Here is a 13,204-nt window from a genome sequence, read left to right as displayed (position 1 = left end):
GGTGCAACATGACTGGTCTGATTCTGGAAAACGTCGAGAAATTCTACGGCTCGGCTTGCGCGGTACAGGACGTCAATCTGCATTTGCCGGAAGGCCAACTGGTGTGTTTTCTCGGCCCCTCGGGCTGCGGCAAAACCACCTTGCTGCGGATGATCGCCGGGCTGGAAACCCTGACCGGCGGCGAGATTCGCCTGGATGGCGAGAACATCGGCCACACCCCGGCGCACCTGCGCAACTTCGGCATGGTGTTCCAGTCGCTGGCGCTGTTCCCGCACATGACCGTCGGCGAAAACATCGCCTACCCGCTGAAACTGCGCGGCGTGAGCAAGGCCGAGCAGCAGGCGCGGGTGGTGGAATTGCTGGAGTTGATCCAGTTGCAGGCGATGATCGACCGACCGGTGGCGAAACTCTCCGGCGGGCAACGGCAGCGGGTGGCGATTGCCCGGGCCATCGCCTCGCGGCCGAAAATCCTCCTGCTCGACGAACCGTTGTCGGCGCTGGACGCCAAGCTGCGCGAGTCGATGCAGGTGGAAATACGTCAGCTGCAACAGCGCTTGAACATCACCACGATCATGGTCACCCACGACCAGCGCGAAGCCATGACCATGGCCGACATCGTCGTGGTGCTGGGCGAGCACAAGGTACAGCAGGTGGGCACGCCGATCGAAATCTACCGGCACCCGGCCAACGAATTCGTCGCCGACTTCATCGGTTCGGGCAACATTTTTCCGGCCACGGCGCTGGGTGACGGCAAGGTCAGTTTGCCGGGCGGTGATGCGCTGCAAGTGCCGATCTGCAGCAGCATCGAAGCGGGGCAGAAGGTGAAGATGCTGATTCGTCCGGAGGACCTGCAACTGTCCGCGCCACAAGCCACGGCGGGCAATCGCTTGCTCGGCAAGGTGACGTTCGTGCGCGATATCGGCGCGACCATCGAGACCACGGTGGAGTGTTCCGGGGTGACGTTCACCGCGTTGAGTACGCCGTGTCAGGGGATCGGTTTGGGGATCGGGCATCCGGTGTCGGTGACGTTGCCGAGCGAGGCGTGTCGGGTGTTGGGGGCTTGATCAGGATTTGATGGTGATCTTGCCGATGCCATCGCGAGCAGGCTCACTCCTACAGGGGAACGCATTCCAACTGTAGGAGTGAGCCTGCTCGCGATAGGGCCATAAGCCCCACCGCAGATGCCGGATCAGACCGACTGCCGCAACCGCGCCAGATCCCTTAACGGCGGCGCACCAAACAAGCGGCTGTACTCGCGGCTGAACTGCGACGGGCTTTCATAGCCCACGCGATAGCCCGCCGCCGACGCTTCCAGCCCTTCGGCCAGCATCAGGCGCCGCGCTTCCTGCAGGCGCAATTGCTTCTGGTACTGCAACGGACTCATCGCGGTCATCGCCTTGAAGCGGTGATGCAGGGTTGAAACGCTGAGGTTGACTTCTTTCGCCAGATCATCGATGCGCAGCGGCTGTTCGAAGTTGCCGTTGAGCCATTTGATGGCCTGGCTGATGCGGTGGCTCTGGCTGTTGGCAATCGCGATTTCATACAAGCGATGGCCCTGCGGACTGCGCAGCAGGCGATAGAGAATCTCCCGGCGAATCAGTGGCGCGAGCATGGCGATGTCTTTCGGCGCATCCAGCAGTCGCGCCAGACGCAACACCGCGTCGAGCATCGCGCTGTCGATCTTTTCCACATACAGGCCGCGCCCGGTCGGTCGGGTCGGCACGCCCATCGGCCCAGCGTCGGCGATCAGTGCAGTGATTTCCGCGGGGTCGATGTCCAGGCGCACGGCGAGAATCGGATCCTCCGGCGAGACATTCACCACCCGTCCGCTGAGCGGCATCGAGACCGAGACCACCAGATAATTCAGCGGGTCGTAATTGAAGAACTCATCGGCCAGGCGCACCTCTTTGCGGCCCTGAGCCATGATGCACAGCGCCGGTTGCGCAAGTACCGGGGCGAAGTCATGGGACTGGGTATGGCGCGACATGAACAGCGAGCCGATGGCGGTCTGATAACTGCCGTCGTCGGTGGTGTTGCGGCGGATGATCGCCGCGAGTTCTGCACGCTGTTTTTCCATGTCGGCATCGGGCGGAGACTGGAAACGATCGAATGACGTCATGCACGGCATCCTCGGCAAGGAATCTGGAATGGGGCAGAGCATATGTTTGTGCAAGCGTCAGCGGTAGACACATCCTGTCAAATGCTTGCCTGATTCTGCATGGGCTTGCCGGCGGGCCCAGCCATAGCAGGGAGCGCGGCGGCAAACTTGCTTGAAACTCGTATGACAGCGGTGTGACAGGGTTTTACCGGTGGTTGCCGGACATTTGTGCAGTCTCGCAGGATTGTGCAACGCAGCGGCAGGAATCGACTAACGGCACCTTGCGCCCGGCCCTTAACCTTTGATCCTGTCGCAGCCCGTCCCCCGGCTGCCACGCGACTCCCTGGGAGGGTTGAACATGTCCAAGCAGATTCCCGTCAGTCATATGGCCTTCGTTCGAGCGCGCGCCGGACGCTCCGCCGAACTGGGTGTACGCCTCAGTGCCTTGATCGAACCGTCACGCAACGCCCCCGGTTGCCTGAACTTCGCCCTGCAGCATTCGCAATGCGATCCGGAGCTGTGGCTGGTTTCCGGTTTCTGGAGCCATCAACAGGCAATGACCGCGTATTTCAACAGCCCGTCGATGCAGATCTTTGCCGAATTGGTTCAGGATCTGGTGGTCAACAGCCTGGATTTCCACACCTTCAAAGAGGTGTCGGCGGCGCAGGCGCTCGGACAATGCCCGGCACCGATACACAAACTCGCCGGTTGAGGGTTTAATGTCCGGCTTATTCATCTGAGCCAGGATGTGTGCCATGGCACGTAAAGAGTTTGAACACTTCGAAGCAGTCTCCGCAGTCGTCCCCGTCGAGTTGGGCGGCAACAAGGGTTACCACGCGGCAATCGCGGTCAAGGCCCTGGTCGATGGCGGTGCGCCACGCTTCCACAAACTGCTGGGTGATCAGGTGTTTCCCGGCGCCATCGCTGCCGATGACGCGGCGACCCAGGAGCTGGACCGCCTCAAGGGTGTCACCGATGACGCCGAGTTGATCTGGTAACTGCGCTTACTTGCCCGCACCCGGGCGCCACATCTTGAACAGGGCTTCAGGCCCCAACTGGAAATAATCCGCCGGCCCGCCGCCGCGCAGAATGGGTTCTGCCGCGGCGGTGTCGTAGATCCCGTCCTTCAACAGCCATTTGGCGATATGCACGGCGACCACTTCGCCGAGCACCAGCCAGCTCGGCACCGTTTCGCCATCGGCGCGCTGCAACTGAATGATCTGTGTGACCTTGCACTCAAAGGACACCGGGCTTTCGGCTACCCGTGGCACCGCAATCACCTTCGACGCCACGGGCGTCAGCCCCGCCAGTTCAAACTCGTTGACCTCAGGCGCGACCATTGCGCAGCTCTGATTCATCTGCTCGGCCAGTGGCCGGGTGGCGAGGTTCCAGGCGAACTCGCCGGTCTGCTCGATGTTGTTCAGGCTGTCTTTACGCCCGACGCTGGAAAAACCAATGATCGGCGGAATGTAGTTGAACGCGTTGAAGAAGCTGTAAGGCGCAAGATTCAGCTGGCCGTCGGCATCCTGCGAAGAAATCCAGCCGATGGGACGCGGGCCGACGATGGCGTTGAACGGATCGTGGGGCAGACCGTGGCCGTTGGCGGGTTCGTAGAAGTGGATGTCATCGGACATGGCTGGAGGTTCCTGGAGGGTGTTTGTAGAAGGCAATAGTGCAAGTCTGAAACAGCATTTTCCAGTCACACAAAGATATTCCAGTTGATGCAATCCCCTTTGTGGCAGCGGGTTGCTCGCGAATGCAATCTTTCAGTTGCCACAGTGGTTGACTGACCCGGCGCTTTCGCGAGCAAGCCCGCTCCCACAGGGGATATTTGCCATGTCCCAGAAATGACTAAGCCCGGCCGAAGCCGGGCTGTGCGCTTTACAACTGCAATCAGCTGATCGAAGCGGATTGGGTGCGATCGTAGCCGTCAGCGGCGAAGGCAGCCGAACCGGTGCGGTCGTAGCCGTCTTCAGCAAAGGTCGCCGAACCGGTGCGGTCGTAGCCATCCTCGGCGACAGTTGCCGAGCCAGTGCGGTCGTAACCATCGGCAGCGACGGCCGAGCCAGTGCGGTCGTAACCATCGGCAGCGACGGCCGAGCCAGTGCGGTCGTAACCATCGGCAGCGACGGCCGAGCCAGTGCGGTCATAACCATCGGCAGCGACGGCCGAGCCAGTGCGATCATAACCATCGGCAGCGACAGCCGAGCCAGTGCGGTCGTAACCATCGGCAGCGACGGCCGAGCCAGTGCGGTCGTAACCATCGGCAGCGACGGCCGAGCCAGTGCGATCAAAACCGTCGGCAGCAAAGGTGTTGGCGGCCATTACGGACAAGGCGAAAGCGAGGATCAGTTTGGTTTTCATGTGAGTGACTCCAGATTCGTTGGCGGGTATGTCTTGCATGGGTTTAATGCTACGCCAACTAAATTGATAAAAAAGCGCAAATAAATGCTAAAAACAATCGATTAACTTGATATTAAGGGCGGCGCATTGAATGGGCTTCCACTGTCGGGAGCGAACGCCGCGCGGGTCATCGATCAGGTAGTGGCAGGATGCCGGGGCAGCATTAATGGGGGATTAATCGCTGTTTTTCGCGATATGACGGATTTTTCATCTGTTGCCGACCGGTTTTTCACCGGTGCGACGCCAGTCTGCCCACGGCCAGAAAACCAAGAACCGGCCGTCCCACACTGGAGCTTTGCTTGCGATGAACAAACTGCCTCAAATCACCCTGGCGTTCTGGGTCATGAAAATCTGCGCGACGACCCTGGGGGAAACCGCGGGGGACTTGCTGTCGATGACCCTCAACGTCGGGTACGCCCTCAGCTCGCTGATCCTGATCAGCGTGTTCGTGCTGACGCTGATCAGCCAACTGATGGCCAAGACCTACAAGCCGCTGCTGTACTGGATCGTGATTCTGTCGACCAGCACCGCCGGCACCACCATGTCCGACTTCATGGATCGCACCCTTGAACTGGGCTACGCCACCGGATCGATGATCCTGATTGCGATTCTGTTGGCGATCTTCACGGCCTGGCGCCTGAGCGGCGACTCGTTGAACGTCAGCAAGGTGCAGACCTTCCGTGGCGAGATGTTCTACTGGATGGCGATTCTGTTTTCCAACACCCTGGGCACGGCGCTCGGTGACTACCTGGCCGATGATTCGGGCCTGGGTTTTGCCGGTGGCGCGCTGCTGATCGGCTCGACCATTGCCGTGGTCGTGGCGCTCAAATACTTCACGAAGATTTCGTCGGTGCTGTTGTTCTGGGTGGCGTTCGTGCTGACCCGGCCGTTCGGTGCGACCTTGGGTGACCTGATGACCAAGTCCCATGAAAAGGGCGGCCTGGACTTCGGCACCATCGGCTCGTCGGCGGTGTTGGCGGGGATTCTGCTGGTGATGATTGTCGGCGCGTCGTATGCGCAGAAGCGTTATGGCAAGCCAACGGTAGTTGCTGAATTGTCCTGATACCGAGTCGCCCCAATCGCGAGCAGGCTCACTCCTACAAAGGGCGGCGTACACCAATCAATGTAGGAGTGAGCCTGCTCGCGATGAGGCCATAACAGCCACCATCACAATGGCTGAACTGACTCATTCCTCAGTCAGTCACGATCCGCGAGTGTTTCTGCGTGTCTTTCATGGTGATGTACACCAGCAGCGACACCGCGATGCACGCGGTCACGTACCAGTAGTAACCGGTTTCCATGCCGATGCTCTTGAACCACAGCGCGATGTATTCGGCGGTACCACCGAAGATCGACACGGTCAGTGCGTACGGCAGGCCGACGCCCAGCGCGCGGATTTCGGTCGGGAACAGTTCGGCTTTCACCACGGCGTTGATCGAGGTGTAGCCGCTGACGATGATCAGTGCCGCCATGATCAGGAAGAACGCGCCCCACCAGGTCTGGATGGTGTGCAGGGTCATCAGGATCGGCACGGTGAAGATCGTCCCGAGTACGCCGAAAGCGATCAGGATCGGACGCCGCCCGATCTTGTCCGACAGGCCACCGATGATCGGTTGCAGGCACATGAACAGGAACAGCGTGGCGGCAGAAATGGTGGTCGAGTCGGAGATGCTCATGCCGACGGTATTCACCAGGTATTTCTGCATGTAGGTGGTGTAGGTGTAGAACGCCAGCGTGCCGCCCATGGTCAGGCCGACCACGGTCAGCAGTTCTTTCGGGTGGCGCATCAAGGTGCGCATCGCGCTTTCCTTGGACTTCTCTTTCTTGGTGAACGACTCGGTCTCTTCCATGCCGCGACGCAGGTACAGCGCGACGATCGCGCACAGTGCGCCGATGGCGAACGGAATACGCCAGCCCCACGCGTACAGCTGTTCAGTGGTCAGCATGTTCTGCAGCACGATCAGCACGCCCAGCGCGATGAGCTGGCCGGAGATCAGGGTCACGTACTGGAAGCTGGAGAAGAAGCCGCGACGTTCCTTGGTCGCCATCTCTGACAGGTAGGTGGCCGAGGTGCCGTACTCGCCGCCGACTGACAGGCCTTGCAGCAAGCGCGCGAAGACCAGCAGGATCGGCGCGCCGATGCCGATGGTTTCGTAGTTCGGGCTGAGGGCGATCAGCAAGGAGCCGAAGCACATCAGGTAGACCGAGGCCATCAAGGCTTTCTTGCGACCGACCTTGTCGGCGTACAGGCCCATCAGCCAGCCACCGATCGGACGCATCAGGAAGCCCACGGCGAAGATCGCGGCGGTGTTCATCAGTTGCGCGGTGGTGGAACCGGCGGGGAAGAAGGTCTTGGCGAAGTACAGCGAGAAAGCGGCGTAGACGTACCAGTCGTACCACTCGACCATGTTGCCGACCGAGCCGCTGAAGATCGATTTGATCCGGCTGGCGGTGGTTCTTTCTTTGGCGGGCGCGGCAGCCGACCCAAGGGGCAGGGCGTTGGAGTTATCCATTGAAGGATCCTTCGTTTAATTGTTTTTGTGGAGCGCGTTGGAACGCAGCCTGTCTGGGCTATAGCAGGAGCTGTGCCAACGGGGGGAGGGCCGGTTTAGAGGGGGCGGAAAAATTAAATGAGCGGAAATCCGCTTATGGCTGGATTGTGGTGAGCGGAAAATTGCTCATTCAGGCGGATGGATAAATGTTGCCTTTGCGGGCCTCTTCGCGGGCAAGCCCGCTCCCACAGTGGTCGGTGGTGTTCACACATTCTGTGTTCAGCACAAAACCCTGTGGGAGCGGGCTTGCTCGCGAAGAGGCCCGATCAGACACTGCAAAACTCAGCTGCCCGGAACAAACATCTCCCGGCTCAACCCATGCCGCTGCAGCTTTTCATTGAAGGTCCGGCGCGGCAGTTGCAACTCTTCCAGCACCGCTTTCACATCGCCCTTGTGCCGGGTCAGCGCCGCGCGCAGGCATTGCGCTTCAAAGGCTTCCTGCTGCGCGGCGAGAGACTGGCCCGGATCGATGCCCTGCACCGGCTCATCCAGCCCCAGCACCTGGCGCTCGGCGACATTCGCCAGTTCCCGCACGTTGCCCGGCCAGTCGTGGCTGAGCAGGTGACTCAATTGCGCCCCGCTCAACGGCGGGAACGTGCGGCCCAGACGCTGGGCGGCGCTGAAGGCGAACGATTCGAACAGCAGCGGAATGTCTTCGCGGCGATCGCGCAGCGGCGGCAGGCGCAGCTCGGCGACGTTCAGGCGATACGCCAGGTCTTCGCGAAAACGTCCGGCCCGGGCCTCATCCAGCAGATCAGGCTTGGTCGCGGCGACGATCCGCAGATCCACGCGAATGCTCTGGTTCGAGCCGAGGCGCTCCAGCTTCTGCTCCTGCAACACCCGCAGCAATTTCACTTGCTGAGCCAGCGGCATGCTTTCGATTTCATCGAGGAACAACGTGCCGCCATCGGCATATTCCAGTTTGCCGATGCGCTTGCCGGACGCGCCGGTGAACGCGCCACTTTCATGGCCGAACAACTCGGCTTCGAACAACTGCTCGGGGATCGCCGCACAGTTCAGCGCCACGAAAGGCTTGTCCGCGCGCGGGCCGAAATCATGCAGGCAGCGGGCGATCAGTTCCTTGCCGCTGCCGGTTTCACCGCGGATCAACACGTTGACCGGTAGCGCCGCCAGATCCAGCACCTGTCGACGCAAAGTCTGCATGCCACGGGACACGCCGAGCAGCGTCGCATCGAGGCGGGCGCGGTGGTCGGCCTGCTCGTGCAGGGCACGGTTTTCCAGGACCAGCCGCCGCTTGTCGAGCGCCCGGCGCAGGCTGCCGAGCAGGGTTTCCGGGCTGAACGGTTTTTCGAGGAAGTCGTAGGCGCCGTCGCGCATGGCTTCGACCGCCATCGGTACATCGCCGTGACCGGTCAGCAGTATCACCGGCAAATCGCTGTCACGGCGCTGCACTTCGGCCAGCAACTGCAGACCACTGAGCCCAGGCATGCGCACATCGCTGAGGATCACCCCGGGAAAGTGCGCCGGCAGCGCGGCGAGGCAATCTTCGGCGCGGCTGAACAGCTGCACCGCGAACCCCGACAGGCTCAGCCATTGCTCGACGGCGCTGCGAATGCTGCTCTCGTCATCGACCACCATCACTGAGTTGAGCATCAGATGTGTGCCTCCAGATCGATCGGCAGGGTCAGGCTGAACACCGCGCCGGCTTCGCCATTTTCAACGCTCAGACGCCCGCCGGATTCATGCACGATGGCAAAGGATACCGCCAGCCCGAGGCCGAGTCCGTCACCCACCGGTTTGGTGGTGAAGAACGGGTCGAACACCTGATTCAGGTGCTGTTCGGCAATCCCGCCGCCATTGTCGATCACGCTCAGGCGCCACAGTTGTTCGTCCACCTCCAGGCGAATTTCCAGGCGCTTGCACGGTTTGCCCTGCATTGCATCGAGGGCATTGCGCAGCAGATTGATCAGCACCTGTTCGAGGCGTATTGCATCACCACGCACCCAGGCCGGACGCGTCAGGTGCAGCACCAGGCTGACCTGTTCGTCGCGTAGGCGCGCATCGAGCAGTTGCAGCGATTGATCGACCACGGTCGCCAGATCCAGCCGTTCGCGCAGGCCGCTGGGGCTTTTGCGGGCGAAGGTTTTCAGGTGACCGGTGAGCGAGGCCATGCGCGTGAGCATGTCGTCCACCGGTTTGAGCGCCTTGTACGCATCATCGACGCGGCCATGTTCGAGCAGCAGGCGCAGCGTCGCCAACTGCATGCGTTGCGCGGTCAGCGGTTGATTGATCTCGTGGGCCAGTGCGGCGGACATTTGCCCCAGCGCCGCGAGCTTGGCCGATTGCACCAGACCGTCCTGCGCGGTGCGCAGATCGCGGGTGCGTTCTTCGACCAGTTGTTCGAGTTCTTCGCGGTTGCGCTGACGGACTTTCGACAGGCGCCAGCGCTGATTGAGGAACAGCAGCAAAAACACCAGCGCCAGCCATACACCTGCGGCGGCCAGCCCGGCGTTGCGTAAGTCTTCGAAAGCCACTTGCGGGCGGCGCAACAGGTGCAGGGTCCAGCCTTCGGTGGCCAGCGGCAGCGATTCCCACAAGTAGTCCGCCGTTCCGTCCGGGCCTTCGACCCGGCGCAGGTCACTGTTGTCGTCGAAGTGACGCAGCGACAAATGCGTCAGCGGGATCAGCGATTGTTTGTCGTACTGGCGCGTGCGCTTGATCTCGTCCATGTCGCGGCTGTCCAGCGGCCGCAACGAGCGATAGCGCCAGCCGGGCTGGTTGGCGATGAAGATGATCCCGCGTGCATCGCTGACCAGCAGCGTGTCGCTGCCCTGGCTCCATTCACGCTCAAGCTCGGGGAACTCCAGCTTGACCACCATCGCGCCAAGGAACTCGGCATTGTCGCCGAGCACCGCGCTGGACAGAAAATAGCCGGGGATGCCGCTGGTCACCCCCACCGCATAAAAGCGCCCGCTGCCCTGAGTGCGGGTCTGGCTGAAGTACGGACGAAAACCGTAGTTGTGGCCGACGTAACTGCTCGGCAGGCGCCAGTTGCTGGCGGCCACCGCGAGGCCGCTGTGATCAAGCAGCTCGAGGGTCGAGGACTGCGCCGCGCCGTTGATCTGCTCCAGCTTCAGATTCAGCACATTCTGTTGTTCCGCGCCCACCGGCCCGGCCAGCGCGCTGCGCAATTGCGGGTCCAGCGCCAGCACGGCGGGCAGGGCGCGATAGCGGTCGATCAGGGTGTGCAACGAGTTGGCATACAGCGCCAATTGCTGGCTGGCGCGAGTGGCGTCTTCCTCCAGCGCCTGACGTTCGGCGTGGCGGATGGCAAGGGTCGCGGCGATGGCCGCACCGGCAATGATCAGCAGGGTGTACAACGACAAACGCAGGGTACGGGAAGTCGGCAGCATGCTGGGCTAATGGATAGAGGGACGGGCGGGCACGATAGCATGCGCCGAAGTGGCTCGGCGCACTGTTCGAACGGCCTTCGACGTCACACGTACGTTTCGCCGGCAGAGACCCGCTGGATGTATTTCGTCCGCGGCTTGGGGATGGGTTTAAGCCTTGAATTCTCAGTGACTTTGCTCTGCAGTTGTTGCAGGCGATTGTTCACGTCTGCGCCGATGTCGGGGGCGTCATCCATGACCGCTTGGGCCGTCTCCAGCACCTTGCTGATGGCGTCGAACGGGTCGAGTCCGCTTCTCATGAGTTTGATGACCTCGCGTTGTTTGTCACCGGCAAGGGTCTGCAACTGGTCGTGGAACAGCGCCTGAGTCCGCTCGTGATATGCGTTGAGGGTATTGGTCATGTTTTTGATGCGTTCCAGCACCTCCGTGCCGCCATTGAGCAGATCAGTGGTGCCATCAACCACGCGGGTGACGGTATCACCGAGGGTTTGCAGGCCATTCTTGAGTTCCTGGGTGCGCAGCGTTTGCGCGAGTTTCAAGCCTTTCTTGAAAAAGTAATAGCGCAGCAACGGGAAAACGACCATGCCCGCCAGCGTCCCCACACCACTGCCGATGGCATTGCCAACTCCTGGTAGTGCCGTGCCTATAAGTCCACCGATGGCGAGCCCTTTCCCCGCACCGTAAAGAACCGATTTGATGCCCTGCCGGGACTTGAGAAATTTGCCGAACGTCATGGTTTTGCGCAGGTCTTCGATGTCTGCGCCTTCGGGGATCAAGTCGTCGAACTCGCGACTCAGGTTGTGTAATTGATCGGCCGCTGTTTCGGCTTTGTCGAGCAGGCCGATCGCTCGTTTGGCCAGATCGAAAATAACCTTGTAGTTGCCCCTCCGGTCGACATGAATCGCCGGGTTGTTGCCGACAAAAGCGTACAGGTTCAGTCCGTCCACGTCCCGGGCCGGATCGGCGCTGATCCAGCGTTGCAGCCATGGCGCGTAATATCGCGCGCCGTAATAGTACAAACCGCTGGCATCCATTTCCTTGCCCGAGTAACGGATCGTTTTGTAATCCGCTTCCACAGCTGAACGGGCTGCCCACCAGGCCGTGCCGCCGAAGGCGTAATAATGCTCCAGGCTGATCACGCCAGCGTGGCGGTCCAGTTCCAGCGAGCAGGATCCGAGGTGATCGTCGAGGCTGAAGCGCAGTTGATCGGCCTCGATATCCGCCGGTTGACCGCTGAGCCAATGCAGGCAACGCGCGCCCGGCAGCACGATGACATGCAGTTGCTGGCCGTCGCTGCGGCTGTGGATTTCCAGCCCTGGCAGGTAACGTACCTCGCGGCGATCGGTGATCGACGGCGTATGCCTCAGCGTGCATTTGTAAACGCGCTGACCCTGGCTGTAGCGATAGATTTCATCGTCGTCGGGCAGGCCGTTGCTGTGTTGCAGCAGGGTGACGCGGGCCAGTTGATCGTAACTGTCCCACGCCAGAGGCAGGCCGCCCTGCTGCAGTTTCAGCTGGTTGCCGTGGCGGTCAAAGTAGTCGCCGAACACCGGTTCGGGGTCAGCGGGTTGGCAGCGCAGCCCCCGATTGCTGTCAGGGGCGATTTTCATCTGTTGCGTGAAGTTGTGGCCCTTGCGCACATGCACCAGTTCAACGAGGTTATTTCCCGCGTCGTAGTGATATTGCTCGCTGTAGTTGAAACGCCGCCCCGGGTCGATGGGCTCAATCGGTTGCGGCAAACCTGGCGACTGTTGCGGGATCTGGCCTTCGAAGCCGCGACTTTCGCTCAGCCGATACAGTGAGTCGTAGACAAAATGACGATCACCATCGACGCGCTGATTGGCGAAATACACCGTGGCCAGGGTGCGATCCTCGATACGCAGGACATTGCCGACCGGGTCATAGGTGTAGTGCAAGTCCTGCAGCGGTTTTTCCTGATCCTTGCAGGCCAGCTGATTCAGCAGGCGACCGTCAGCGGGATCGTACACGCGGCGGCTGCGCACACCATTGCCGGCCCGTTGTTCGAGCAGTTGGCCGGAGGCGTTGTACGTGGCAGCGTCGACCACCGGTTGTGCCGCGTCAGCCCCGGCTATCCACAGCGATACCTTATGTAACTGGCCGGCGACATCGTAGCTCGAGCGTTGCCGGTGACCACCGGCGTCGGTGACTTGCACCACATTGCCGTACGCGTCGAAATCCGTACGAGTGATGAAAGCCGCCGTCTCGCCCGACAGCGTACGGGTTTCACTCACTGCCTTGCCCTGCAGGCTGTAGCCGTCGACCACCACCGTGGCGCCCGGGTCGGCGCTTTCGCTCAGTTCACCGCGCAGGTTATGCCCGGGGTCGGCATTGTGGTCGGCATAGGTGTAGCGCTCGACATCGACTTGCGCATTTTCATCGACGGCGATCAACCGCATCATCGGATCGTAGCGATTGCGCCATTGCTTGCCGCGCTGGTCGTGGCGTTGCAACACCTCACCGGCCAGACCGGGCAGGTTTACGCGCCAGCCGGAATCGACGCTGTCGATTTTCAGTGGGTCGCCGTCCAGACGGTAAGCCGTGGTCAGGCAGGGCACGGGGAGGCGCGGGTCCCATTGTTCGATCAGGCGGCCGTTGGAGTCGTGGCGTTGACGGTTGATCTGGCATTCGACTTCGGCGCCCACCACCGCCCGCAGATAAGCCACGTTTCTGACCGGCAGCCCTCTGGGATCGTGAGCCGACAGAGCAGGAGTACGCCAATGCACTGAAGGATTCATGCCCGCACTTCCGTGAAGCGGATC

At 61.2% G+C, this 13,204-nt stretch carries 11 protein-coding genes; 4 read left to right on the top strand and 7 right to left on the bottom strand.

What is annotated here, in order from left to right:
- Nucleotides 1–8: 8 nt before the first annotated feature.
- The gene (locus M0808_RS13355) at nucleotides 9–1,064 is read left to right on the top strand and encodes an ABC transporter ATP-binding protein (RefSeq protein WP_096795111.1); all 1,056 of its coding nucleotides are present in this window, start codon (nucleotides 9–11) and stop codon (nucleotides 1,062–1,064) included.
- Nucleotides 1,065–1,189: 125 nt separating this feature from the next.
- On the opposite strand, the gene M0808_RS13350 is transcribed toward M0808_RS13355, so the two are convergent.
- Nucleotides 1,190–2,119, bottom strand: a complete 930-nt coding sequence (locus M0808_RS13350) for an AraC family transcriptional regulator (RefSeq protein WP_027612494.1) — start codon at nucleotides 2,117–2,119, stop codon at nucleotides 1,190–1,192.
- A 337-nt stretch (nucleotides 2,120–2,456) separates the two neighbouring features.
- Here M0808_RS13350 and M0808_RS13345 point away from each other — a divergent pair, with 337 nt between their 5' ends.
- On the top strand, nucleotides 2,457–2,810 hold the full coding sequence (locus M0808_RS13345; RefSeq protein ID WP_027612495.1) for an antibiotic biosynthesis monooxygenase family protein: 354 nt from the start codon (nucleotides 2,457–2,459) through the stop codon (nucleotides 2,808–2,810).
- A 43-nt stretch (nucleotides 2,811–2,853) separates the two neighbouring features.
- Nucleotides 2,854–3,096 (top strand): hypothetical protein, encoded by a 243-nt coding sequence (locus M0808_RS13340; RefSeq protein ID WP_103486312.1) that lies wholly within the window; start codon nucleotides 2,854–2,856, stop codon nucleotides 3,094–3,096.
- 6 nt (nucleotides 3,097–3,102) lie between these two features.
- On the opposite strand, the gene M0808_RS13335 is transcribed toward M0808_RS13340, so the two are convergent.
- Nucleotides 3,103–3,732, bottom strand: coding sequence for a flavin reductase family protein (locus M0808_RS13335; RefSeq protein ID WP_103367401.1), 630 nt, complete (start codon nucleotides 3,730–3,732; stop codon nucleotides 3,103–3,105).
- Nucleotides 3,733–3,991: 259 nt separating this feature from the next.
- Complete coding sequence (locus M0808_RS13330; RefSeq protein ID WP_247841405.1) at nucleotides 3,992–4,462, bottom strand: heme utilization protein; 471 nt, start codon at nucleotides 4,460–4,462, stop codon at nucleotides 3,992–3,994.
- 343 nt (nucleotides 4,463–4,805) lie between these two features.
- Between M0808_RS13330 and M0808_RS13325 the strand changes: the two genes are divergently transcribed.
- Complete coding sequence (locus tag M0808_RS13325) at nucleotides 4,806–5,564, top strand: hypothetical protein (protein WP_098965314.1); 759 nt, start codon at nucleotides 4,806–4,808, stop codon at nucleotides 5,562–5,564.
- Between the two features lie 130 nt (nucleotides 5,565–5,694).
- Here M0808_RS13325 and M0808_RS13320 read toward each other — a convergent pair whose 3' ends face one another.
- From M0808_RS13320 to M0808_RS13305, 4 genes are all read right to left on the bottom strand, one after another.
- The gene (locus M0808_RS13320) at nucleotides 5,695–7,014 is read right to left on the bottom strand and encodes an MFS transporter (RefSeq protein ID WP_098965312.1); all 1,320 of its coding nucleotides are present in this window, start codon (nucleotides 7,012–7,014) and stop codon (nucleotides 5,695–5,697) included.
- Nucleotides 7,015–7,335: 321 nt separating this feature from the next.
- A complete protein-coding gene (locus tag M0808_RS13315; protein WP_247841403.1) occupies nucleotides 7,336–8,667 on the bottom strand; it encodes a sigma-54 dependent transcriptional regulator in 1,332 nt (443 codons plus the stop codon).
- Nucleotides 8,667–10,427 carry an ATP-binding protein gene (locus M0808_RS13310; RefSeq protein WP_098965309.1) on the bottom strand — a complete coding sequence of 587 codons (1,761 nt, stop codon included), beginning with the start codon at nucleotides 10,425–10,427 and terminating at the stop codon, nucleotides 8,667–8,669. The genes M0808_RS13315 and M0808_RS13310 overlap by 1 nt, the downstream gene beginning before the upstream one ends.
- 83 nt (nucleotides 10,428–10,510) lie before the next feature.
- Nucleotides 10,511–13,180: an RHS repeat-associated core domain-containing protein gene (locus tag M0808_RS13305; RefSeq protein WP_247841401.1), complete on the bottom strand. Its 2,670-nt coding sequence runs from the start codon at nucleotides 13,178–13,180 to the stop codon at nucleotides 10,511–10,513.
- Between the last annotated feature and the right edge of the window lie 24 nt (nucleotides 13,181–13,204).

Origin of the sequence: Pseudomonas sp. MWU12-3103b, from assembly GCF_023100615.1 — a bacterium.
In the GTDB taxonomy this organism is placed as follows: Bacteria; Pseudomonadota; Gammaproteobacteria; order Pseudomonadales; family Pseudomonadaceae; genus Aquipseudomonas; species Aquipseudomonas putida_A.
This window is presented reverse-complemented; position numbering and strand designations above follow the sequence as displayed.

What these genes read in the sequence shown, in the direction of transcription:
- M0808_RS13350 (WP_027612494.1), bottom strand. Translation starts at nt 2,119, where the DNA reads ATGACGTCATTCGATCGTTTCCAGTCTCCGCCCGATGCCGACATGGAA.
- M0808_RS13330 (WP_247841405.1), bottom strand. Translation starts at nt 4,462, where the DNA reads ATGAAAACCAAACTGATCCTCGCTTTCGCCTTGTCCGTAATGGCCGCC.
- M0808_RS13345 (WP_027612495.1), top strand. Translation starts at nt 2,457, where the DNA reads ATGTCCAAGCAGATTCCCGTCAGTCATATGGCCTTCGTTCGAGCGCGC.
- M0808_RS13335 (WP_103367401.1), bottom strand. Translation starts at nt 3,732, where the DNA reads ATGTCCGATGACATCCACTTCTACGAACCCGCCAACGGCCACGGTCTG.
- M0808_RS13305 (WP_247841401.1), bottom strand. Translation starts at nt 13,180, where the DNA reads ATGAATCCTTCAGTGCATTGGCGTACTCCTGCTCTGTCGGCTCACGAT.
- M0808_RS13355 (WP_096795111.1), top strand. Translation starts at nt 9, where the DNA reads ATGACTGGTCTGATTCTGGAAAACGTCGAGAAATTCTACGGCTCGGCT.
- M0808_RS13310 (WP_098965309.1), bottom strand. Translation starts at nt 10,427, where the DNA reads ATGCTGCCGACTTCCCGTACCCTGCGTTTGTCGTTGTACACCCTGCTG.
- M0808_RS13340 (WP_103486312.1), top strand. Translation starts at nt 2,854, where the DNA reads ATGGCACGTAAAGAGTTTGAACACTTCGAAGCAGTCTCCGCAGTCGTC.
- M0808_RS13325 (WP_098965314.1), top strand. Translation starts at nt 4,806, where the DNA reads ATGAACAAACTGCCTCAAATCACCCTGGCGTTCTGGGTCATGAAAATC.
- M0808_RS13315 (WP_247841403.1), bottom strand. Translation starts at nt 8,667, where the DNA reads ATGCTCAACTCAGTGATGGTGGTCGATGACGAGAGCAGCATTCGCAGC.
- M0808_RS13320 (WP_098965312.1), bottom strand. Translation starts at nt 7,014, where the DNA reads ATGGATAACTCCAACGCCCTGCCCCTTGGGTCGGCTGCCGCGCCCGCC.